This window comes from Porphyromonas sp. COT-290 OH860 (assembly GCF_000768935.1).
Classification (GTDB): Bacteria; Bacteroidota; Bacteroidia; order Bacteroidales; family Porphyromonadaceae; genus Porphyromonas.
Genome location: NZ_JRAR01000063.1, coordinates 1 through 25,032 on the forward strand (window position 1 = coordinate 1; position 25,032 = coordinate 25,032).

At 48.1% G+C, this 25,032-nt stretch carries 15 protein-coding genes and 1 tRNA gene; 4 read left to right on the forward strand and 12 right to left on the reverse strand.

Annotated features, from left to right (window positions below; translation table 11 throughout):
• Window positions 1-487 (reverse strand): transposase (locus HQ41_RS07285; protein ID WP_200880509.1); only part of this gene is annotated, 487 nt, incomplete at its 3' end.
• 43 nt (window positions 488-530) lie between these two features.
• Here HQ41_RS07285 and HQ41_RS09535 point away from each other — a divergent pair.
• Entirely contained in the window at window positions 531-872 is a 342-nt protein-coding gene (locus HQ41_RS09535) for an ISAs1 family transposase (RefSeq protein ID WP_255327559.1), read from the forward strand.
• Window positions 873-1,900: 1,028 nt separating this feature from the next.
• Here the strand turns inward: HQ41_RS09535 and HQ41_RS07295 are convergent.
• From HQ41_RS07295 to HQ41_RS09795, 4 genes are all read right to left on the reverse strand, one after another.
• Window positions 1,901-4,447, reverse strand: a complete 2,547-nt coding sequence (locus HQ41_RS07295; protein WP_044189893.1) for a hypothetical protein — start codon at window positions 4,445-4,447, stop codon at window positions 1,901-1,903.
• Between the two features lie 39 nt (window positions 4,448-4,486).
• Window positions 4,487-4,627 (reverse strand): hypothetical protein, encoded by a 141-nt coding sequence (locus HQ41_RS09750; RefSeq protein WP_161780595.1) that lies wholly within the window; start codon window positions 4,625-4,627, stop codon window positions 4,487-4,489.
• Window positions 4,628-5,278: 651 nt separating this feature from the next.
• Window positions 5,279-7,867 (reverse strand): hypothetical protein, encoded by a 2,589-nt coding sequence (locus HQ41_RS07300; protein ID WP_044189896.1) that lies wholly within the window; start codon window positions 7,865-7,867, stop codon window positions 5,279-5,281.
• 39 nt (window positions 7,868-7,906) lie between these two features.
• Entirely contained in the window at window positions 7,907-8,047 is a 141-nt protein-coding gene (locus HQ41_RS09795) for a hypothetical protein (RefSeq protein WP_200880510.1), read from the reverse strand.
• A 613-nt stretch (window positions 8,048-8,660) separates the two neighbouring features.
• On the opposite strand from HQ41_RS09795, the gene HQ41_RS07305 reads away from it, so the two are divergent.
• From HQ41_RS07305 to purL, 3 genes are all read left to right on the forward strand, one after another.
• A complete protein-coding gene (locus tag HQ41_RS07305; protein WP_044189900.1) occupies window positions 8,661-11,414 on the forward strand; it encodes a leucine-rich repeat protein in 2,754 nt (917 codons plus the stop codon).
• A gap of 886 nt (window positions 11,415-12,300) precedes the next feature.
• Window positions 12,301-13,323: a peptidoglycan DD-metalloendopeptidase family protein gene (locus HQ41_RS07310; protein WP_044189902.1), complete on the forward strand. Its 1,023-nt coding sequence runs from the start codon at window positions 12,301-12,303 to the stop codon at window positions 13,321-13,323.
• A gap of 151 nt (window positions 13,324-13,474) precedes the next feature.
• On the forward strand, window positions 13,475-17,179 hold the full coding sequence (purL, locus tag HQ41_RS07315) for a phosphoribosylformylglycinamidine synthase (RefSeq protein WP_044189905.1): 3,705 nt from the start codon (window positions 13,475-13,477) through the stop codon (window positions 17,177-17,179).
• 79 nt (window positions 17,180-17,258) lie between these two features.
• On the opposite strand, the gene HQ41_RS07320 is transcribed toward purL, so the two are convergent.
• From HQ41_RS07320 to murD, 7 genes are all read right to left on the reverse strand, one after another.
• Window positions 17,259-19,319, reverse strand: coding sequence for a S9 family peptidase (locus HQ41_RS07320; RefSeq protein WP_081964800.1), 2,061 nt, complete (start codon window positions 19,317-19,319; stop codon window positions 17,259-17,261).
• Between the two features lie 12 nt (window positions 19,320-19,331).
• Window positions 19,332-20,261, reverse strand: a complete 930-nt coding sequence (locus HQ41_RS07325; protein ID WP_044189908.1) for a capsular polysaccharide synthesis protein — start codon at window positions 20,259-20,261, stop codon at window positions 19,332-19,334.
• Between the two features lie 21 nt (window positions 20,262-20,282).
• The gene (locus tag HQ41_RS07330; protein WP_044189911.1) at window positions 20,283-20,666 is read right to left on the reverse strand and encodes a VOC family protein; all 384 of its coding nucleotides are present in this window, start codon (window positions 20,664-20,666) and stop codon (window positions 20,283-20,285) included.
• A 168-nt stretch (window positions 20,667-20,834) separates the two neighbouring features.
• Window positions 20,835-20,912 (reverse strand) — tRNA-Val (locus HQ41_RS07335).
• A gap of 135 nt (window positions 20,913-21,047) precedes the next feature.
• Window positions 21,048-22,160 (reverse strand): undecaprenyldiphospho-muramoylpentapeptide beta-N-acetylglucosaminyltransferase, encoded by a 1,113-nt coding sequence (murG, locus tag HQ41_RS07340; protein WP_044189914.1) that lies wholly within the window; start codon window positions 22,158-22,160, stop codon window positions 21,048-21,050.
• Window positions 22,161-22,167: 7 nt separating this feature from the next.
• Window positions 22,168-23,433, reverse strand: a complete 1,266-nt coding sequence (locus HQ41_RS07345; RefSeq protein WP_044189915.1) for an FtsW/RodA/SpoVE family cell cycle protein — start codon at window positions 23,431-23,433, stop codon at window positions 22,168-22,170.
• Complete coding sequence (murD, locus tag HQ41_RS07350; protein ID WP_044189918.1) at window positions 23,424-24,800, reverse strand: UDP-N-acetylmuramoyl-L-alanine--D-glutamate ligase; 1,377 nt, start codon at window positions 24,798-24,800, stop codon at window positions 23,424-23,426. Before murD ends, HQ41_RS07345 begins: the two co-directional genes overlap by 10 nt.
• Window positions 24,801-25,032: the final 232 nt, after the last annotated feature.

Sequence of the window (25,032 nt, forward strand, 5' to 3'; positions counted from 1 at the left end):
CTCTAAGGAGTTTATCCATAATCCCTAGACGCGTTAGCTCCGAGCGGAAACGACTGATGGTGCTATGATCGGGAGAGGGATAGCCAAGGTCTAAGCCTAGGAATTCACTGAAAAGTAGAGAGTCATTGATACGTTCCTCAACCTCATAATCGCTCAAACCATACCAAGTCTCTAGCAAAAGGATCTTGAACATCAGCAAGGCATCGTAGGCAGGGTTACCTACGGCATTCTGTGTCTTGGTGTACTTCTTGTTCAGNCCATACCAAGTCTCTAGCAAAAGGATCTTGAACATCAGCAAGGCATCGTAGGCAGGGTTACCTACGGCATTCTGTGTCTTGGTGTACTTCTTGTTCAGCAGGGTGCGGATACCTCGCCAATCAACGCAAGCATTGATTTGGCGGAGAAAGGAGTGCTTCATGCGGTCGCGACGAACCTGAGTATATACTTGTAGGAAGCTAGGAGCTGGTTCGGTTGGTTTAGTTGCCATGTCGATACAGTTAATTACACACTAAAGATATTAGTAATCAGGGATATATGCAATATATCTAACCGAACATCTAACCGAAAAGAGGCAAAATGTCGTGCAAAGGTCTCATTATATCAGCAGTTTACCACCTGAAGAATGTCGCTTAATAGGACAATACATTCGAGGGCATTGGGGGATTGAGAATAGACTCCATTGGCATTTGGATGTAACCTTCAGAGAAGATGCCTGCCGTGCTCGTAAGAATTATTCAGCCACCAACCTAAACACGTTGAGAAAGTTTACTTTAGCCATTGTCTCTCAATACAAAGACAAACTATCCTTGCACAAGAGGCTGTTCAAAGCCGCTCTCAATATAGACTATCTCAAGAAGCTCCTAAAGATTTGATGCGGTTGCCCTGGAAAAACTGCCTCAAGCAGCAAAAACACAACTCTAGAGAACTGAGGCAACGAAGGGGGTGATTGTGCAATAGTCTCATNGATTTGATGCGGTTGCCCTGGAAAAACTGCCTCAAGCAGCAAAAACACAACTCTAGAGAACTGAGGCAACGAAGGGGGTGATTGTGCAATAGTCTCATTTTACACATTCTGAAGCATCTAAAAGAGGCTGTGCTGAAATTTAATTTTGGCACAGCCCTTTTCTTATTTTTGTCGAAGGACAGCGATAGACTATTTCTATTAATCCACGTTACCCTAGATCAGATTAAGCTCAACGGTACAGACATTGGTAGGCTCTGAAGCAGATCATTCGTCATCTTTTCCGTTAAAACACGTAAAAATACCTCTCTAAAATTGAGGCTCTCAGGGGGAGCTCCCAACAAAATTAATAGAGCATCTGCCTAAATTGAAGGGAAGACTTTTGCCGATTGGTGGACTCATGTGTCGTACTATGTCCACCAATCCCAAGCAATTGATGGGAAGAAATACCGAAACGTATCGCTCATAGAGATACACCAACTAGGAAGACAAATATATCTACCTAAATAACAATCAGTTAAAAACACACGATATAGAGGACTTTTTTGATTGGCTAAGGGGATAAGAGCGGACACAAGATCAAACGCAATATAGCGCCCTCTAGGGGACAAATATGAGATCTAACCAATAAAGGCTCTTCATCTAGGGCGCTTGGCAGAAAGGAGCTCAAATAGCCCTCGAAGTGTTAATTTTTCACAATAGAATTAGCCAATCACCATACGTACGCATATCATCGTCTGTAAAGGCAACGTCAGGAGCGGATTACTCATAACGCAAACTGCTCGAATGCTTGCAATATTTACTCCACACGGATTTCGCTGTCAGTCTCTTCTTAGTGCTTTCCATTTTGCTCGCACCAAAACTCCCCATAGGGGATGTAGCAAAAATAAATTTTGCCACACACCCTATCGCTTGTTTAGACTTGAAATCAAACATCAACTAGAATAGTGGATTCAAGTTAAGAGCGGGATCCACCGCAGGTTTTACTCTCGTCCAGTTTGGGCCAAAGTTGTGGCCAAGTCTTTTACTAAAGTGAGGGATCTTGGGGAACTCGCTAGTCCCACCATTTACCTCCCAACCGAAGATGGGAGGTACACCACCTTGACCAACATAAGTAGCAGGGTCGTCTAGATGATTGAGGTTGTACCCCATGTAGTTGGGCGCAAAGGGAGAGAAGGTGCGATACCTCTGCAAGGAGTGATTGAATGTAAGCCCTAGACGATCTCCTGCAGCCTCTGTTTGACTGCTCGAGTTCCAAGTCCAACCGCTACGCACAGAATGGGGTGTCCTAACGTTGGTCAAGTCAGAGAACTTTGGACTACTAAATTTAGCTGCCTGCCAGCGGTACAGAACACGCCAGTCCTGCTCCTCTGGAAGATTGGCATCTGCCTCTGTTACCCCAACCATCGTCTGTACATTTTCTCTAAACTGTCGGTATTCACTATAAGAGATATCGTGCAACGCCTTGTACGCTTTGTAGGTTAATCGGTCGTTATAACCTATGGGGACAGATGTATCGACGACGACAAAAGTACCGTCATCTAGCGCCTTAATCAAGGCATACCCAATCATTTTACCTGCTTGTAGTACTCCCGAGGTGGGCTCAGTGTACATGGCATCCTTAACGATACCGTCATCAATGGCGACCATAGACTGGCAATAACCAAAGATAATGGAGCTATCCGCACTAGTACCAGCACGAGGATAGGCCTGATCTTCCATGCCATTAACGCCTCGGAGCTTCTTGAGCAATGCTGTGCGACGTCGCAAAGTCAGGTTATGCTCCAAGTTGCTGAAGTCCTCCAGCGGCACATTGCCAGCCTCCATGGCAGCCAGATAGCGCCTCGTATTGGCATCTGGGTTTTGACCAGATTTGACATATCCACCAGCACCTATGAGTAACGTCTTAGCTCCTTCCAAGACAAGGCTGGGTATCCCATAGATCCTTCGATACCAATTGCCAGAGTAGTCCCCTCGCTTCCCGGGCCAGCCTGCCCATAGACCTGTAAAGGGGTCTCGCCCAAGGATAGCCCCAAGGGGAATAACCTGAGCCTTGAGAAACTCTCCCGGCTGGAGTACCTCTCCCATAGCATAAGGCACGAATGCCCCCTTACCTCCCAATGCATCATCTTTGCCGTCGAAACGAACGATCGCATAGCGAGAAAGATCAATCGCATCATAGTTGGTATTCTCGAGTTGTATGACCGAATAGTTGTAGGAGTGGTCGGGGTCAGCCTCTGCTCCCTTGGCCGACTGCTCGTAGTACACACGGCTAATCACGAGGTCATTGGTTATCTCACTGTGCATACGATACGACCGGCCCTCTTGTAGGGGAGCCATACCCTTACGATAATAAGTCAGCCTATCTGCCATCGTGAGGGTACTGTATCTACTCTCTCTCAGCTGGCTTACCACCTTGATCGTCCGGTTGGGTGCATCTACTGGCATACCCCAAACAAGCATAAAGTTTTGGGGAGCTAGGCGAGCGAACGAAACGCCCATCTTCTTGATACCGTGGTAGCCAAACGAACTCTCGTCTTGATCCACCAAAAAGTCTCCTTGCGCATCACGAAAGATGTAAGTATCATTAACCTGCTCTTGATTGGTAACCCAAATGGGATAGCTATTGGCTCGAACCTGCTCATCACTCTGGCCCGCTGGGTAAAAGTAACCAGCATTGGTATAGGCATCTGAGGTAATAGTTGCCTGCCTGATGTTGATATTCCCAAGGGTACGGCTTGAGAAATGGTGACGCATTAGCACACCTCTGGGCTTGAAAGTAACATGCCCCTTCCCGAAATGATCTTCATGTATGTTGAGCTTAGTCCAAGCTGTCATGTGAGGGACATCAAGCATATCTTGATAATCTCGCCGCTCGTTGCCGCCCACTTGGGATACGTTGTGCAGATAAGACTGAAAGCGATATCCCTTGCCATCGAGCAAGAGATGTCCCGTAGAGGGATCAAACACCCCCCCAATCATACCCAAGATATACCACTCCTCACCCTTTTTGACCTCCACACCATCTGGCAAAGCAATGCGTACAGACCTCAAGTGCAAGCGAACCCGAGTATCAGAAACCTCTGCACCATGCCATTTAATCGTCTTATAGATGGATACAGGGTTCTTCCCCACACGGCGCAAAACACAGTGTACAGCATTGGTCCCCTCCTGCCCATGTAGGTGATCCCAATCGACAGCATCGAGCTTGAAAAAAGACTTATTATTGCGCCTTAGCTTAGGCTTACCCTCATAACCACCCTCATAATATGCCATCATTCTCAGGTTGTCTTCATCAACCGAAACGTCTAGGTCAAACGTCAGGATATTGCCATTGGGATCTCCCTCAAATATCGGTGTAGCTTCTACGACCTGCTCTGGGGTATTAGGTTCGTCTACATTAACATTGGGTCTATCTTCATCTCGGCAAGATCCCACTACGACCAAGATGCTTAGCAGAGCGATTAATTTGAATTTTAGTTTCATTTCGTTCTTCTCTTACTTGTTCATAAAGTCTAATTAACACTACAAATCACCACCATCTTCAAAATCTTCAACATCTCCCTCTATGGAGAGCGTTACAAGCAGATTGGCCGAGATCCTAAAATCAATTACCTGAGCTAGGGGCGCATGGTACAACTCTCGGATAAGTTCTTTAGTTTTCATAACGTTAAGTCTATTATTTTTAGAGAAACTTGTATTCAGACAGCAAATAATATCTCCACAGATACAGCAAACTCTGTATCATCCCAATTATCCTTCCCTCATAGCCTATCAATTATATAGGCAAAAATAAAAAAAATTTACACAAGATAAAAATAAATTAAATACACTTTAAAATAAATAAATCATGAATCAATACAAGACATACAATTAAGAGGCTATTGCGCAATGCACCGCTCAAAGGTTCTTGTATCTTTCTCGGTGTTTTTTGCGTGTTTGAGCGGCTTTGGGAGCCTTGAATACTATACCCCTATCCCCATCCCTAAGGGAAGTATCCCTCAGGGATGGGGATTTTACGGTTATTTGACACCTTGAAGCACAAGCAGCCAAATAAGCACAAAATCCCCGACCTTGTAGCTTATTGCTCACAAGGTCGGGGTAAAGGGGGAGGATACCCAAGTTGAAAAACACAGCCTCAAGCAGCAAAAACACGACTCGAAAGAACTGAGGCAACGAAGGGGTGATTGTGCAATGGTCTTAGAATAAGAGCTTTATCAGGACAGAATAAACGAAGCTCCCCAGCAAGCTCACAAAATGAGTGAACTTGCTGGGGGGCTTCGTTCGCAATTAATTTGCTATCGCCTAAGGGAAAAACTACTGCACCACAATCAACGGATTCAGATTCATCGTCGATGGATCTACAGCAGGCTTAACTCTGGTCCAGTCAGGACCAAGATTAAAGCCAATTCTCTTAGAGAAATCTGGAATCTTATCAGGGGCATTTGTCGCAGCTTTATTATCCCAAACATACTTAGGAGGAGGATTATAACCGTTCTCTGGCTTAAGTACATTCTGTGGATACGTTTCCTTATCATCTAATTGATTGAGATTATACCCCATATAGTTCGGCCCAAAAGGATAGAAGGTGCGGTAGAGCTGATTCATATGATTGTAGGTAAAGCCCAAGCGCTCACCTGCACTCTCAGTCTTGCTACTCGTATTCCAGAGCCAGCCTTCCTTAACAGCATGTGTAGCCGTTACACCTGTGAGATCCGAATACTTAGGTGACGTAAACTTCGCTGGCTGAAAACGGAAATACATACGCCAATCTTGAATATCAAGATGATTAGCATTAGGCTGCGTTCGAGATTTCATTTTTTCTCGATACTCTACATATTCTTGATATGCCTTGTCGTGGCTATCCTTGTACTGCGTGTAGGTAAACCTATCGCCATAGCCGAGAGGGACAGAGGTGTCCACGATAATGAAAGTCCCGTCAGGTAGAGCCTTGACAAGAGCATAACCAATCATCTGACCAGCTTGTAGCACCCCAGAATTAGCCTTGTCTGTGTACATTGCGTCCTTAATGAATCCATCATCAATAGCCACCATCGACTGGCAGTAATCAAAGCGTACAGCACTATCCGGACCACCACCTGCACGGGGATAGGCCTGATTCTCAAAAGGAGCAAGCTCCTTGTGAAGAGCCGCACGTCTTTCAAGATCAATGTTAGGCTCCAGATTTAGGAACATTTCTGGAGCAATCTTATTCGTATTTACAGCATCTTTATAAAGGAGGATATTCTCATGAGGCCATTTGCCTGACTTAATGTACCCACCTGCACCAATGAGCAGAGTCTTATTAGGTCCAAGTGTCATCTTTGGTTCCCCATAAATCTTACGATACCAGTTACCCGAGTAGTTACCTTTAGCCCCCGACCAATTAGCCCATAAACCAGTGAAGGGATTACCATTACCCATAATAGCCGTCAAGGGAATAACCTGAGCGTTGCGGAAATCACCCTTAGCCAACTGCCTACCAGCTGCATATGGCACAAAGGCTCCCTCTGTATCGCTACCGTCGAAACGAATTAGTGCGTAACGCGATAGGTCGATCGGATCATAGTTCGTGTTCTCTAGCTGTACTATAGAGTAGTTATAGGAGTGCTCGGGATCGGCTTTCTCTCCTCCCTTGGCTGACTGCTCGTAGTAAATACGGCTAATCATCAAGTCGTTTGTTACCTCGTTGTGCAGACGATATGACTTTCCACTCTCCAGCTTCTTCATATTGTCACGGTAATAAGTCAGCCTATCCACCATGGTCAAAGATCCATAACGACTCTCTCGTAGCTGGGTTACTACTTTGAGCGAAGGACTTTCTTTGTTGGTTGGCATACCCCACACCAACATGAAATTGGCTGGAGATCTACGAGCAAATGAGGCTCCCATTACTTTGGATCCATGCTGCGTAAACACATCTTCGGTTTGCTGCACCAAAGCACCATTGCGCAAAGCATCTCTAAAGATATAGGTATCGTGCACCTGAGTCTGCTGTGTTACCCATGTTGGATAAGAGCCAGCTTGACCAGCTATTTCCTCTCCCTTTGTGGCCAAAGGGTCGAAGTATCCGACATTGGTATAGGCATCTGAGGTTACCGTTGCCTGACGAAACACGATATTACCAAGTATGAGGCTAGAGAACTGATGGCGCATCAAAACTCCACGAGGCTTGAAGAGCAGGCTAGTCTTACCGAAGTAATCTTCCTTGATGTCCAGCTTCGTCCAGTCGGTTATGTGAGGCACATCAAGTTCGTCTTGATAATGCTTAGTCTCAACTTCCTTCCCATTCACCATGGCAAATGTAGAGCCAATGTAGTATCTCTGGAAACGATAACCCTTGCCATCGAAAGACAGGCGCCCCGTCTGCTCGTCAAACTTACCCCCAATCATACCGACGATGTACCATTCTTCTCCCTTCTTAGCAATCACACCCTCGGGCAAAGTAATGCGTACGGATCTCAAACGTAACCGAACCTTATCGTTAGTAACCTCCTCGCCATGCCATTTGATGGTTTTGATTACGGACACAGGATTTTCGCCTAGCCTACGAAGCACGCAGTGCACAGCATTGGTCCCTTCTCCACCGTACTCATTATTGGGATCAACCTCATCAACTTTGAAATAGGACTGATTATTGCGCTTGACTTTACTATTACCTATATAGTCACCTTGATCATACGCCATTAGTCTTAGCTCGTCCTCTTCATCTATGGCTACATCCAAGTCAAATGTTAGGATATTACCATTGGGATCTCCTTCAAATATCGGAGTTCCCTCTATGATCTTCTCTACCTTTTTGTCTTGTAGATTTAGATCTGCGCTCGGCCTTACATCTGTATCTCGGCATGAAGCGAAAACAGCCAGTGCTATAAGCAGACCTATTACATTAAATTTTAGTTTCATTTTTACTCTGTTCTTGGTTGTTTCTAAACGCTATAAGTTTTAGATATCTCCTCCGTCTTCGAAGTCTTCGACCTCACCCTCTATCGAGAGTGTCACAAGGAGGCTTTGTGGTACCATAAAGCCAACCTCTTTGACTTGAGGGGCTTGATAAAACTCACGTGAAAAATCCCTAGTCGTCATTATTTTATTATTGAGTTAGTTGAAAACAATACCATACCAAGCTCAATCTCTAAGCGAGATACGGTCTACTGAGATGTGTATAGAATGAGCTACTACAAAGCTCAAAGCAAATAGGTCGATACAGTCTTCACTCTTCGCACAATTATTTTATAAACATAAACAAAAATGAAAATGTTTAGAAACACTCTATAAATCCATCAAAATATATTTCGCTTAGGATAACTCTGATATATGAAGAGGTAGACATAATAGACAAAGCAAGGCTCAACTTAGACGCAGAAATAAAGCATCAAAAAAGATAAACAGAAGATACAAACACAAGAAAAACATAAAATAATATTGATCCAGAGGACTCTATCAGATACATCAATCCATAGCCAACAGCCTAGGCAATGGGAATCTATTCTGGGCAACTCGCAAGTTCATCCTAGACATTATGTCATAGTACTCTCGGCATCTTGGCCCTGATGCTGAGCACTGATAGGTGGCAAGGACAAAAACTGAAGGAAGAGCATGATGTACTTTTGGGTTAATTGCCGCAATTTTAGGATATTGTTTCCTACTTTTGCAGAGTGTACAGCAATGTTGCTGTATTGACCTAATCTTAGAGAAGATGAAACAAGCTACTATTTATGCAAGAATTGTGCTGATAGGGTTTATTTGCCTAGTATCCCTATCGAGATGTCGCTACGACGATAGAGACATATCCTCTAGAGTGAATGACCTAGGCGAGCGTGTAGACAAAGTAGAGAAGAGGCTAAGTGAGCTAGAGAAAATAGCAGCCGTACTCAACGCCGACATCAAAGAGCTCCAAAGGCTAATCGCCTCAATGAATACCGGCGACTACATTACCTCTGTCACTCCAATCAACGAAGGGGACAGAACAGGCTACCGCATCCAATTCGCCAAAAACAAAGCCATTGACATATTCCATGGCAATCAGGGCTCTACCCCAAAAATTGGCGTGATCCAAGAAGGATCGACCTACTACTGGGCTATCGACGGCCAATTCCTCCTCGACTCAAACCGCAACAAAATCCCAGTAAGAGGGGAAAAAGGTAATCCGGGCGAGGCGGGTAAACCCGGAGCTGACGGAGTAACGCCTCAATTCAAAATCGAGCAGAACTATTGGTATGTTTCGTACGACCATGGCAAAAACTGGATAAAGCTAGGCTTGGCAAAAGACGACACACCCAACCCGAGCCCCAATCCTAACCCGAACTCTGGACTATTTATAGATCTGAAGGAAGAGGTCGATTTCGTCTACCTGACAATCAAAGGTGGCACAGTACTGAAGATCCCCAAAGGAGAGGGCCTCAGACTAATCCTAGGGCGCACTAGCCCTATCCGAATGCAGCCCAACAAGAAGTACGAGATCTCGTACTCTATCATCGGAGGGGACACCAATACACAAGTAGAGGTCATGGCACAAGATGGCTACAAGGCCATACTCCACAAAAACACCGACACCCAAGGCATCATCGAGGTGACCACGCCACACATCCTTGTAGATAGCCGTGTACTGGTCTTCGTAAGCGACGGCAAGGGATATACTCGTATGCAGGCCATTGTCTTCGCTCAAGGCATGCTAAGCATACATCAGCATGTACATACCATAGGGCACAAGGGCGGCGAGATCTCCATTGATCTAGATACAGATCTCGGGTACAAAATCAAAATCCCTCAAGAAGCCGAAACATGGCTCAAGGTCAGTTTCTCGGGACTACGCTCAGCTATCAGAAAAGAGAGAATTGTCGTGGAGGCCAGTGCCAACGACGGCAAAGCAAGCAGATATGCTACGATCACCCTAAGCAGCGAGGATGGGGACGAGCTTGAGCACATCAGCATCATACAGCACCCAAACCCAGCCCTTGCTCCCGAAGACGGCACCGCTATCATACTTGGCGATATTAAGCTCGTCTATATGGAAGATGAAGGAGGCTACTGGATCAGCAGTTGGGGCAATCCGCCAGCAGTCTTAGACATTGAGGCACTGCCAGCTCTCAAGGGCTACGACGTCATCGGCTGGGAGGAAAACGTCTTCCGTGGCCATACTCATTTCACATCGATTCGTATACCACAGGGCGTGCGTCGGGTGGTCGGCTTCTCTCGCTGCCCCAATCTTACCCGAGTGAGCATACCCTCCTCCGTTGAGGTCATTGGCAAAGATGCTTTCTCCTTCTGCGCCAGTCTAAGTGACATTGAGTTTAGAGCACCAAGCCAGCTGATAGAAATTGAAGGTGGAGCCTTCAGAGGTTCTGGCCTGCGTAAGATCACAATCCCCAAGGGTGTGGTCGAGCTAGGCAAATATGCGTTCGCAGACTGTGGCAAGCTCAGCCGCATCGACTTTGCTCCCTCTAGTGCACTCAGTAAGATTGGCTCAGATGCCTTCTATGGCTGCCGAAGCCTTGAACGTATAGAGCTACCACGCTCTCTCATGGAGATCGAGAGCCGTGCGTTCGCTGGATCGACCTCTCTCTCCGAGATCGCATTCGCTACATCGGGCAAACTGACTAAGATAGCCAACGGTGCCTTCGCACGCCTTCCTAGGCTAACACATCTCAATCTACCCGATGGGCTAGAGGAGCTAGCAGGATTTAACCAATGTAATGGACTTAGGAGTATAGACATCCCTGCCTCCGTACGCAGTCTATCGGGCTTTGATGGCTGTGCCAACCTATCCAAGATTGAGTTTGCCGAGCAAGGACGCCTGACTGACTTATCTGGATTCGATGGGTGTACCTCACTACTCGACATCAACATACCCAATACAGTGACCGACCTCTCGGGCTTTGCACTGTGTCCCGGTCTAGAAGAAATCAATATCCCTGAGTCCGTAACCTCGCTTGAAGGCTTCGACGAATGTGTCGCTCTGAAGAAAATTCGCTTCTTGGGGACAAGCCAAGTGGCATCTATCTCTGGCTTCAAGGGGTGTATAGCCCTAAAACAGGTCAATATCCCAGCCTCCGTGACCGAGATGGACGCCTTTGACAACTGTTCTTCGCTCGATCGGGTACACTTCGCCGCAGGTAGCCAGCTAAGCGACCTCTATGGATTTGCCCTATGCACGAGTCTCAAGTCTATCGACATTCCAGCCTCTGTAAGCAACCTAGGAGGCTTCTCGGGTTGTACTAGCCTGACGACCGTAGCTATACCCGCCAATATCGCAGGGATTGCAGGCAATGCTTTCGAGAAATGTCGCAACCTCGTATCGGTAAGATTCTTATCTGCTGAGCCATTGGATCCAGCACCTCAATTCCTAAGTATCCTACCAGAGGCTACCCAAATCGAGGTTCCAGAAGCGTCTATACCAGCCTACAAGGCCGCTTGGGCGGCCTATGCCGAGCGCATCATAGGCTTCCAATAGTAGCACTTATGTAGATCCGCTCCCAAAGGACAACACTCATAGACTGAGCTTCATTTTAAGCATTCTGAAACACCTGAGAGGGGCTGTTGCAAAACTCTTTTTGCAGCAGCCCCTTTTATATAATAATCAAATAACAACCTATAATTCTACTGAATAATTAGATATTCTCAAGCGAGGGGAAAGAATGCCTCTCGGGTATCGCCCTTTCATCTTTTTGGTTAAGAAACGTAAATGAACCACACAGACAATTAGGCTAGCCGATTAGTCTGCCGTAGAGGATCAATAGGGCTTTTATGGAAAATTGAAGGACTAATTGTGTAAGATTGAAGGACTAGCCTACCAAGATATGTCCTACAATCACCAAGGATTGATGGGAAGAAATAACCCAAAAGGCGACACAAATATATAAAACCCACCAGACAAACACGATAAAACCCTAATTATTAACCACTTATAAAAACCGCGTTTTAGGCAGCTGTTTTCATTCGACTGCAAGTGGATTGCCCAAACAAGGTCGAGCTATGTCTGGCGCCTCCTAGGGGGCAAATACACGGTCTAATCCTTTTTGCCCTTCCAAACAAAATCGCACCATCAACATTCTGAAAAGTGGACGAAAATATAAATCCTCTAGGGAGCCGAGAATAAGCCAAACCTCTGAGGTGAGGTCGCCATTTGAAATAAAATTCTTTAACATGAATTACTAAAAATTATTGGTGTATTGATTGTTTTTATCTATCTTTGTTTCCGATCTTTGGGTTCGCATTTTCATAGCTCCTACCGACTAACCCTTTGAATAGGAGCTTTGGACGAGGATTTGGGGATCAGAAGCCAATGCCAAGAGAGGCGTGGGCTCATTATTGTTTTTTGTTTAACGTAACAGATTAGTATGACAAAGGAATCACTGATTGTGTTATGCGCATCTTTGTGTCTGAGCTTTAGTCTGCCTCAGAGTGCAGAAGCCCAGAGGGGGCGCCCTCAGACACCTAGCAAAGAGGTACGCAAAGCAGATCAAGCGCACCCCGTAGCCGATACTACGATGTTGTCCGGCGATCGTATGCTGATGGCAGACCGGGTTGAGATCCACAAACGGATCAGAGAGCAAAAAAAACTCAGAGATGGAGGTCTCAAGGAGGAAATTAAGGAGGGGGTTAGCATGCAGGAGCTTGATGCTCCGTCTGTTGATCTGTATGGCGAGGAGTCTTGGGGGCACACTGTGAACCCTTTCGCTGGGCAGAATACCAATATCCCAGACAGCTACAACATAGATTTGGGAGAGTTCGTAATGCCAATTGAGAAGCGCCAAGTAACCTCATGCTATGGCTATCGTCGCAGATTTGGTCGTATGCACTATGGTACCGACCTCAAGGTACATATCGGCGACACTGTACGGGCTGCGTTCTCTGGGAAAGTGCGTATCAGCTCCTATGAGCGAGGCGGCTACGGCGTCTACGTAGTGATGCGCCACACCAATGGTTTAGAAACGGTGTACGGCCACCTAAGTCGCTCGCTCGTGAAAGAGGGAGCCATCATCAAGGCTGGCGAGCCCATCGCTCTAGGGGGCAACACGGGCCGCTCGACAGGGCCTCATCTACACTTCGAGGCTCGTTTCATGGGGATTCCACTCAACCCAGAGGAACTATTCGACTTCGTAGAGGGTGTACCACGAGTAGATGCGTACGCATTCAAGAAGTCGCAAGCCAGACCTACTGGCACGGCTAGGTATGCTGCCCGCAAGGCCAAGGGAGCTTCGTCCGCCAAAGACATTCGCACCCACCGCATCACCAAGGGCGATACACTAGACGGCATCGCCAAGCGCTACGGCACCACCGTGCGCAAACTAAGACAGACCAATGGACTAACGAGCAAAAGCCTGCTCAAGCCGGGCAAGAGCCTGCGCATACCGAGCTAATGCTCCATACAGATAGATATAATTAATGTATAGAACCACGTGGTACTCCCCCATTGCAGGAGATGACACGTGGTTCTATCTTTTTTAGACAACATTATAGACGTATCTTTGTAAGCATAATTTTCTTAACTCATATAACTCTGATTGATTCATGAAGATTAATTTCTTCCGTAGCCCTTCGGGCTCAGTTCTTGCTCTGCAGGCTTCGCAACCTCTCACAAGCGAGGCATTAGAGGCACTCAACTGGCTATTCTCTGGCGCAGAATACCTCGATGTAGACCATATAGAAGGCTACTATGTAGGCCCTCGTCGAGAAATGATCACCCCATGGAGTACCAATGCTGTAGAGATCACGCAGAATATGAACCTCTCGGGGATCACACGCATTGAGGAGTATTATCCTGTCGCTGGAGCAGACGCCGAGTATGATCCTATGCTCCAAGTACTATATTCAGGCCTAGATCAGCAACTATTCCATATAGACAGATCACCAGAGCCTATTCGCTACATCGAGGATATCAGAGGCTACAACGAGGCAGAGGGGCTAGCTCTGAGCGATGATGAAATCGACTACCTTACAGAGGTATCGCAGCGCATCGGTCGCCCCCTAACGGACAGCGAGCTGTTTGGGTTCTCTCAGGTGAACTCGGAGCACTGCCGTCACAAAATTTTCGGTGGCACCTTCGTCATCGACGGAGAGGAGCGTGAGAGTTCGCTTTTTGCCATGATCAAGGCAACAAGTGCAGCTAATCCCAACTTCCTTGTTTCGGCATACAAGGACAATGTAGCTTTCGTTTCGGGGCCACGCATCGAGCAGTTTGCACCAGCTTCGGCCGACCAACCAGATTACTTCCAAACCAAAGAAATAGATAGTGTCCTGAGCCTCAAGGCCGAGACGCACAACTTCCCCACGACGGTAGAGCCCTTCAACGGTGCTGCCACTGGTACAGGCGGCGAGATCCGTGACCGTATGGCAGGGGGAGGAGCCAGTATCCCTCTAGCGGGAACGGCCGTCTATATGACCTCCTACCCTAGAACTAACGGAACACGAGCATGGGAGGCACACACCAAGGAGCGTCCATGGATCTATCAAACACCTAGACAAATCCTAACTAAAGCCTCCAACGGAGCGAGCGACTTTGGCAACAAATTCGGTCAGCCTCTAATCTGCGGATCCGTACTTACCTATGAGCATCAGGAGAGCCCCGACAGCCCAAGCTATGGCTTCGACAAAGTCATCATGCTAGCTGGCGGTATCGGCTTCGCTCGCAAGGAAAATGCTCTCAAGGGCGAGCCCAAGCAAGGCGAGAAAGTCGTACTGCTTGGCGGCGATAACTACCGCATCGGAATGGGTGGTGGTGCGGTTAGCTCGGTTAATACAGGGCAGTTTGCGGGAGCTATTGAGCTGAATGCAATCCAGCGTGCCAACCCCGAGATGCAGAAGCGTACGCAAAACGTCATTCGTGCGATGGCAGAGCGTGACGACAACCCCATCGTATCTATCCACGACCACGGTGCTGGCGGACACCTCAACTGCCTATCCGAGCTTGTAGAGGCTACGGGTGGACGTATCGATATGGACCGCCTGCCCATAGGCGACCCTACCCTATCGGCTCGTGAGATCATCGGCAACGAGAGCCAAGAGCGCATGGGGCTACTCGTAGGCGAGGAGCATATCGACACACTGCGCCGTGTGGCCGAGCGTGAGCGGGCCCCTCTCTATGTGGTTGGCGAAACAACGGACGATATGCGTCTGGTCTTCGCCAAGGACAATGGCGAGAAGCCTATCGACCTAGCTCTATCGGATATGTTCGGCAATTCGCCCAAAACCATCATGCAGGATAGTCGTGTCGAGGCACACTATGCAGCCCCTGAATACGAAGTTCGAGAGCTTGAGAGCTACATCGACAATGTGCTACGCATGGAGGCTGTAGCTTGCAAAGACTGGCTAACAAACAAGGTAGACCGCTCTGTGACTGGCCGTGTGGCTCGCCAGCAATGCCAAGGAGAGCTCCAGCTCCCTCTGAGTGACTGTGGAGCTATGGCACTCGACTTCCGTGGCCGCTCTGGTATCGCGACCTCTATCGGGCATGCCCCAGCAGTAGCACTTGCAGACCCTGCTGCTGGCTCTGTCGTAGCAATAGCTGAGGCCCTAACCAACATCGTCTTCGCTCCACTGACGCACGGTCTCTCCGGTGTATCGCTCAGTGCCAACTGGATGTGGCCCTGCCGCAACGCAGGCGAGGACGCTCGTCTATATGATGCCGTAGAGGCAGCGGCAGACTTCGCCATTAGTCTAGGCATCAATATCCCCACTGGCAAGGATTCTCTCTCGATGACGCAGAAGTATCCCGATGGGCAGCCAAGCGTCATCAGCCCGGGAACTGTGATTATCAGTGCTGCGGCAGAGGTAGAGCAAGTGAAGAATATCGTTTCTCCAGTGCTTCGCCTCGAGCCAGACACCTACGTTTACCACATTGATTTCAGCTTTGCTCCACTAGCCCTCGGTGGCTCTGCCTTTGCCCAGAGCCTCGGTCGTGTAGGAGAGCAGGTACCGACCGTAGAGGAGCCTGAGTACTTCCGTGACGCCTTTGCGGTAGTACAAGATCTAATCCGCCGTGACTTAGTCCTCGCAGGGCACGACATCTCGGCCGGTGGTCTTGTCACAGCACTTTTGGAGATGTGCTTCGCCAATACTAAAGGAGGCCTAGAGGTAGATCTCAGCCAGATTGCAGAGCAAGATCTCGTCAAGATCCTATTCGCCGAGAATCCGGGGATCTTAGTTCAGGTGCGTGACACCGAGGCTGTCGAGGAGGCACTACGTAGCGCAAGTATCGGCTTCGCTCGTATTGCCCGCCCTACAGAGAGCCGTGAACTAATCATCAAGCATACTAGCCAAACACTCAAGCTCGACATTGATGCCAAGCGTGAACTATGGTACGAGTCTTCCTACCTCATGGATCTACATCAGACGGCCGAACCACAAGCCCAAGCACGCTATGCCAACTACAAGCATCAGCCCGTAGGCTATACTTTCCCTGCTGGCTTCACAGGCAAGCTCAAAGATCTTGGTCTAGACCCAGACCGCAAGACTCCAAGCGGTGTGCGTGCAGCCATCGTACGGGATAAGGGGACCAACGGCGAACGTGAAATGGCTTACGCCCTATTCCTCGCTGGCTTCGACGTCAAAGACGTACATCTAACCGACCTGACAAGCGGTAGAGAAACACTAGAAGATGTACAGATGTTAGTCTTCTGTGGCGGCTTCTCCAATAGTGACGTACTAGGCTCTGCTAAGGGTTGGGCGGCAGGTATCCTATATAACGAGCGAGCTAAAGCTACGATCGACCGCTTCTATGCTCGTCCTGATACGCTCAGCCTTGGTATCTGCAATGGCTGCCAGCTCATGGCAGAGCTTGAGCTACTCTATCCTGACCATGAGCTCAAACATAAGATGCTGCACAACGAGTCGGGCCGCTTCGAGTCTAGCTTCGTAAGCCTAGAGATCCCAGAGAACAAATCCGTGATGCTCGGCAATCTATCGGGCTGCAAAATGGGTATCTGGGTGGCTCATGGCGAAGGTAAGTTCAGCCTCCCCTACAGCTCCGACCGCTACAACGTAATCGCTCGCTATGCCTACGACGCTTATCCTGCCAATCCTAACGGATCGCCAGAGGGCATCGCAGGGCTATGCAGCATGGACGGCAGACATCTAGCTATGATGCCGCACCCAGAGCGTGCAATCTTCCCATGGCAATGCGGCTACTACCCAGCGGATGCCCGTGAGCTCCACGAGGTAAGCCCTTGGATGCAAGCCTTCCGCAATGCTTACCTCTGGTTAGCTGAGCGCAAATAAGCCTAAGATTCCTACACAAAAAAGGGGCTGCACCGATTGATCGTCGGTGCAGCCCCTTTACTATTGAATAAGTGCTTTGCTACTTCTTAAGCCACTTGTCCAGCCATCCAAAGTAGGTGCGCTGCCAGAGCAGAGCGTTCTGTGGGCGGAGGATCCAGTGGTTCTCGTCTGGGTAAACTAGGAGTTGGCTAGGAATACCACGCAGCTGAGCGGCATTGAAAGCAGCCATGCCTTGATCTGCTAGGATGCGGAAGTCCTTCTCTCCGTGGATCACTAGGATCGGCGTGTCCCACTTGTCTATAAACTTATGTGGCGAGTGGGCGAATGTACGTTGAGCGACCTTATTATCTCTCTCCCATGGCGCACCACCCATATCCCAGTTCGCAAACCACATCTCCTCTGTCGTGAGGTACTGCATCTCCATGTTGAAGATACCCGCATGAGCGATGAAAGCGGCAAAACGCTTCTCGTGATTACCTGCTAGGTAGAAAGTAGAGAAGCCACCATAACTCGCACCAACACAACCAATGCGTTCGGCATCGACGTATGGCTCTTGCTTCATTTGGTCTACGGCAGTCAAGTAGTCACGGATATTCTGCCCGGGATAATCGCCACTAATCTGCTCATTCCAAGCCTTACCGAAGCTAGGCACACCATGGCGGTTAGGAGCGATGACGATATAGCCCTGCTCTGCCATTAGGCGGAGGTTCCAACGGAACGAGAAGAATTGGCTAACCGTGCTCTGTGGCCCCCCTTGACAATAGAGCAGAGCTGGATATTTCTTGTTCTTGTCAAACCCGGGAGGCAGTACAATCCACACGAGCATATCGCCACCATCTGTCGTCTTCATCCAGCGTTTCTCTACGGTCATCGGTGCTAGTCGCTCCATAGTTGCCTTATTTTCACAAGTAATCGCTGTCGCTTCACCCGTCTTGAGATTCACCCGATAGAGGTCGGTAGGCTCTAGCATACTCTGGCGACCAGCCAACATTTGCCCCTGCTCCACTTGGAAAGAGGTATAGTTGTACTGCCCTTGGGTAATCTGACGAATCTTACGGTTCTTGAGAGTAATCTGATGTAGGTGCGTTTCTGCCTTGACACAGCTCTGGAAGTATATGCTCTTACTATCAGCCGACCACTGTGTGTGCTCAACATCGCACTCAAAGCCTTCGGTTAGCCAAGTCTTCTTCCCCGTCTTGAGATCCATTACAAACAAGCGTTTCAAGTCGGCCTCATAGCCGTCGCGCTCCATACTTGTCCAGCTGATCTGCTTGCCATCGGGAGAGAAGACAGGGTGTGTATCATAACCCATCATACCTTCTGTTATATTTTGGGTTTTGCCAGTTGCTGTATCGTAGATGTAGATATCGCTATTGGTCGAGAGGCTGTAGGCAACGCCAGTCTTCTTGCGACTTGCGTATGCGATGTTCTTTCCGTCGGGGCTACATGCCACATCTTCGATAGGGCTAAAAGGCTTCATTGGTGCTTCGTAAGGCTCGCCTTCCAGAATATCCTTACCCGAAGTAATAGGGCTATTGCCTAAATCAGCAAAGAAAATGTGTGGGATAGTTTCCACCCATTCGTCCCAGTGCTTATACATCAGATCATTGATCACACGCCCTGTGGCTTTGGGCAGGTCGGGATAGAGATCAGCAGTAGACTTACCAAACTTAATTTCCTTGACATAAAGCACTCGGCTCTCATCTGGAGAGATGATATAGCTGCTAATTCCACCCTCGATATTGGTGAGCTGACGGCGATCACTTCCGTCTGCAGCCATACTCCAGAGCTGCATAGCTCCGCTCTCTGTACTAAGATAGCTGATACGTCCGCTCTTCATCCAGCGAGGGCTGTACTCTCCAACCGTCGTCTTGGTGAGCTGCGTGCGCCCCTGCCCGTCAAGGCCTACACGGAAAAGCTCTGTCTGACTTTTGTTCTCCTGAATGCTTGGGAAACTAACGGAATAAACGACGCTCTTGCCATCGGGAGAGAGCGAGGCATCGCCTACGCGAGCCATCTCGAGCAGGCGTTCGGGCGTCAACTTCAGATGGTTTGACGAAGCAAATTCGCACTGCGCTGTAGCCGAGGCTCCAATTGTAGAAGCTGCTACGGCGGAATAAAGCATTTGTTTGAATGTCATAATGTGATGAGATTATATATCGTAGTTCAAATTCCTTTTCAGCTCTTGAAGCTTCTCGGGAACTACACCTTTATATGTTAGCTTATGAATAGGATATTGATTTAATGCCTCGCTCATGGTGAGCCGACCATATCTGCCTCCTGTTATTAAGTTCTGTACGATATGCACAGGGCAATCATTGACTATGCGACAATTGTAGGATCGATAAGCTCCATTAACAAGCTCGTGGAAATAAATCTGAAAGAAAAAATAATCCATCTCCTGCTCATGACATCGCCAATAATGATCAAGCAAAGTGTACAGAGCGACAATAAGAGGGTTCCGAGGCTGTGCAAACATGATACTATTGAGTATACGCACCCTAAAGTCCTTGTGCCAACCATAGTAAGCATAGTAGGAAGCTCGCCAAAAGTTTTTTTCGGGCTCTTCATCACTCCTCTGATATATAAATATCTCCATCCTCTGATAGTCCTTGGGAATAGGTTGAGTAAGTAATACTGTAGCATCTAGCCAGACTCCTCCATAGCTAGCTAGTAATGCCAAGCGGAGTATATCAGCAAAAAACGCTTTATTGTAAGCCCTTAAACGAATGATATAATCAGGTAGATCAATATACTCATGCAGATTGCTATCCGATAGACGAACAACAATACAGTCTCCTTTGTATCGATCTACCGACCACGCACATAGACGGACAACCTCTGGGAGATCCGATTCGTTCCAGCCTTGCCCCCAGTACTGCCAGATTACAGTTTTGCCTCCGAAGTCATGCTTCGCATTGAGCGAGATGGGCGGAATCTCCCCTCTACGGAGTTTCTCAATATCAGCTCTACACAGCTCTGCAATCCGAGCATGACGAGCGATAATTGGCCTCTGCCTCAAATCCAGCCACAGGCTATTAGGTATTAGCCGAGTAACTAATCCTCGGATTATTTCTTTCATCGTAGTGCAGACAACCGTTATTTACTTATGCTTCTCTGGGAGGATCTCGATCCAGTAGCCATCGGGATCGGAGATGAAGTACAACCCCATGTCGTGATTTTCATAGCAGATGCAGCCCAGCTCTCGGTGATAGGCACGTACCTTATCGTAGTTCTCAGCTACACGCATACAGAGATGGTACTCCAAATCCCCAAGGTTATATGGGGTTGCTCTATCTCGTAGCCATGTCAGTTCAAGCAAGAAGTGCCCATGGCTATCGCATAGGTAGACGAGGATAAAAGAGCCATCACTAGCTTCCTTACGGTGATGCTCCTTGAGTCCAAGAGCTTCTTCGTAAAACTTGAGTGAACGCTCAAGGTCAAAAACATTAAAGTTAAAGTGGTCGAATCTAGCCTGTATATCCATAATTCTTCATTTGAGTCTTGTCGGCTCGACTATCGTGCTAGAGCCATTGATTGCAATCCTCCACAAACTTACACAAAAAAAGGATAATCTTCTGGCCTATACATTCATAATGATTAGGGATACACTTAAGACAAAAAGAGGACGACACGTCTGTATCATCCTCTCGATTGGTGGGCCCAATAGGATTCGAACCTATGACCCTCTGCTTGTAAGGCAGATGCTCTAAACCAGCTGAGCTATAGGCCCAATCATCGCCTTTTGTCCTTCGACGATGCAAAGGTATAATCTTTTTCTATATCCACAATACCCCAAGCGTATTTTCCGAGAAATTTATTGAGCGACGAAACTACATTCTGTCGTAATAGGCTGAACACCTTGGGCTTATCTAATTAGCTTCTCGAGTTCATCTACGATCTTCTCAGCGGCTCTAACTTGCGCTAGTTTAAGGGCTGCGTTATGCAGTGAAGCACACATGGTCTCGTCCTTAACCAGATCAATAGTGCGAGGCGTCAGCTCTCTGCGTGCATCCCTATCGGCAATCAAGATTGCTGCACCTCTGCTAGAGAGAGCTAGAGCATTCTTCGTCTGATGATCCTCCGCCACATTGGGCGAAGGCACCAATACACTTGGTTTACCAAGAAGACAAATCTCCGAGATAGAGCCTGCACCAGCCCTTGAGATGACGACATCGGCAAGGCCATAGGCAAGATCCATACGATCGATGAAAGCATTCGTATAGATAGGAGCGTCGTAGCCAGCAACTAGCTCACGAGCTTTATCCTGATAGCTTGTACCCGTCTGCCAGATGAGTGTAATCCCTGCGGATCGCCACTGCTCAAGCTGTAGACCGATACTCTCATTGATCGTGAGTGCGCCCAAACTACCGCCAACAACCAAAACGATACGCTCAGCCCCCTCTGGTAAGCCAAAATACCTAAGCGCCTCCACTCGATCGAAGTGCTGAGAGAACTCAATCTGTGGGCGAATGGGATTGCCCGTGAGGACAATCTTGTCTTTTGGGAAGAAACGTTCCATAGCGGGATAAGCCACACAGATGCGGTCGGCCCTTCTTGACAGGAACTTATTAGTGAGGCCTGCATACGAATTCTGCTCCTGTATGAGCGTTGGCACCCCAAGCGATTGCGCTGCCTTGAGTGTCGGAGCACTTGCATAGCCTCCCACTCCAACCACGACATCGGGCTGGAACTGACGAATTATATCTCGTGCCATCACTAGGCTGACAAAGAAATTCTTCAGGACGCCAAAATTTTTCCAGATTTGCTTACGCTTGAGTCCCTCCACAGGCAAGCCTTTGATTGAATACCCTGCAGCTGGCACTCTCGTCATCTCCATACGTCCCTCTGCTCCGATGAAGAGGATCTCGACATTGGGATAACGCTTGCGCAAAGTGTCAGCGATTGATAAAGCTGGGAAGATATGCCCACCCGTACCACCACCACTGATAATCACTCTCTTGATTGTTCCTATTGACATAGTATTTCTATTTAGAGTCTAATCCCAAATCACGTGCTCCACCCTCCAGCAAAGCCACCTCACTCTCGAGGGAAGCCACCTCATTTTGGACACGAGAGATGCTGAGCATCATGCCCATAGCGATGCTACACACCATAAGAGAAGAGCCTCCGTAGCTAATGAGTGGCAAGGTCTGCCCCGTCATAAATATCCCTGCCACCACAGCGATATTGACTAAAGCCTGTAAAGGGAACATCAGCCCGATACCCAGCAGAAGGGCACGCCGATGCCTGTTCTTCTCCCTCATAGCCAAGTGGCCGGCCCAATAGAACCAAAAGATGTAGAGCAAAGGGACGAGAATAAGGCCGAATATCCCATATTCCTCGACAATAATCGCATAGATAAAATCGGAGTAAGCCATCGGAAGGCTATCTCTAACCTTACTACTGCCGGGGCCATGTGGGAGCAGACGGCTATTGGCTAAAGCTATTTGCCCCATTTGGCTCTGTCGATCTGCATCGTTGAGAATAAACTTGGAGGCATCATCATCTTTCGCAATCTTGTGCAAACGATTCTGCCATGTTATGGCTCTCTCGTGTATCTTGCCTAGTTGCTGAGGAGATACCCAAATGAGGGCAGCCACAAAAGCTGCACCCAATACTAAGATTGGCACGCCAAACTTGAAAAGCAGTCGCCAAGGAGCTTTGAGAATAATGGAGTATATCGCTACGAATACCCCGAAAAGAACACCCGTAGAGAGGTTCTCCAGCATAAAAAGGCCTATAAAAAGCCCAGACACCACCCAGTAAACCCCGAAGTAGAGATTCGCTCGCTCGGGACTCTCGTTAGACAAAGTATAGGTAATAGCCCCCCATAAGATGAGGCACAGCTTAAAAAACTCGGAAGGTTGTAGGCTGAAGCCAAGAACATCAATCCAACGCACAGCCCCATTGATTTCTTTTCCAAAGAAAGGCAAGGCAAGAATCATAGCAATAACGATAGCACTGTATAGCAAGGCTTTGTTGCGGAACCATGCTGGTGGGAGCTGAGAAGTCAATACCGTAAGCCCAAACGCAGCTAAAAGGAAGATGAGATGCTTAAAGATAGGAGCGAAACCGAAACCCGAAGTGGAGGACTTATATATCTCCGAGCTTAGAGCACTAGAAACAGAGAGTGCTGAGATAATTAAGAAGATAACGTAGACAACCCACAGTTGCCAGCTCCCCTCAAAGATTCTCTTGAACCAGTCAGCACGATTGGGCTGTGAAGCCGTATAGGTCTGATCTACTTGCATTCCAATTCCCTTTTTAGAGTTAGAACCTGCTCTCGGAAGCAGTCTCCTCGATGTTCGTAATTGTTGAATAGATCAAAGCTAGCACAAGCTGGCGAAAGCAGTACCGTATCCCCTTCCTGAGCGAACGAATGACTTATTTTAATCGCCTCCTCCATACTGTGAGCATCAGCAATGAGATCAATCCGCCCGTCGAAGGTCTGATGCAACTTAACCGAGTCTGTCGTTAAGAAAACTAGAGCACGAGCACCAGAGAGCACGAGGTCTGCTATTTCCTCATAGTTATTACCCTTGTCCGTCCCCCCGAGGATTAGCACATAGGGTGTAGTCATCGTACGCAAGGCGTAGTAAGTCGAGTTGATATTCGTAGCCTTGGAGTCGTTGATGTAGCGCACGCCCTCTACCACCGCCACCTTCTCTAGTCGATGTGGCACATTGACAAAGTCATGTAGAGCTGTTCGCAAGGCTTCCTCTGGGACGCCTAAGAAGAGTGCAGCACAAGAAGCTGCCATAGCATTCTGCAGGTTATGCGGACCTTGAAGAGCAAGAGCAGAGATCGGGTACTCAAAGCTCCTGCCAGAGAAGTGAACACGCATCAGATGATCGTCGGACTTATCTGCTGCTGCCCCTGCCTGCTCGTAAGTAACAAAAGGCAATAGCTGCATGGGCATAGGCTGATTGGCCAACACATACTGAGTGATGAACTCGTCCTCGCCCCAATAGATGAAAGCGTCTTGCGATGTCTGATTCTGGAGAATGCGCATCTTGGCTAGAGCATACTGCTCCATACTGTTATTATAGCGGTCTAAATGATCCGGGGTGATGTTCATCAGCAAGGCAACATGGACATGGAAGTCGTACATATCATCGAGTTGGAAGCTACTAAGTTCAATAACGAAGTAGTCGGGTTGCTCGTCTGTACACACTTGGCGTGCTAGGCTAAAACCAACATTGCCAGCCAAGCCAACACTATAGCCAGCGGTTTCTAGGATATGATACAGCCACATAGTAGTCGTAGTCTTGCCATTACTCCCTGTGATCCCGATCGTGCGTCCCTTGGTGTACCGCCCTGCGAACTCAATCTCCGAGACAACGGGGATATTTGCCTCGCATATAGCCTTGATAATAGGCGCTGTGTGTGGGATACCCGGCGACTTGATGACCTCTCGAGCCTGCAAGATCACCTCCCGAGTATGCTGTCTTTCTTCATAGGGGATACTATGCTCCTCAAGCTCCTTCCTATACTTATCGGAGATCTGTCCGTAGTCCGAAACAAAAACAGAGATCCCTCGGCTCTTACAGAGAAGTGCTGCTCCTACACCACTCTCTCCAGCCCCGAGGACTACGATATCATAGTTGCAAGCGTCCATATTTACTTATGTTGATGAGATTTGCTTTATAGTCTGTGATTTTAACCCACAATATTAGCAATTTTTATCCACCTTGCAATGCATCTATTAGGGATATCGACATAAGATGTCGCGGTGCGCATCTCTCCTCACTGGAGACTATTGCGCAATGCGCCGCTCAAAGTTTCTTGTATCTTTCTCGGTGTTTTTTGCGTGTTTGAGCGGCTTTGGGAGCCTTGAATACTATCCCCCT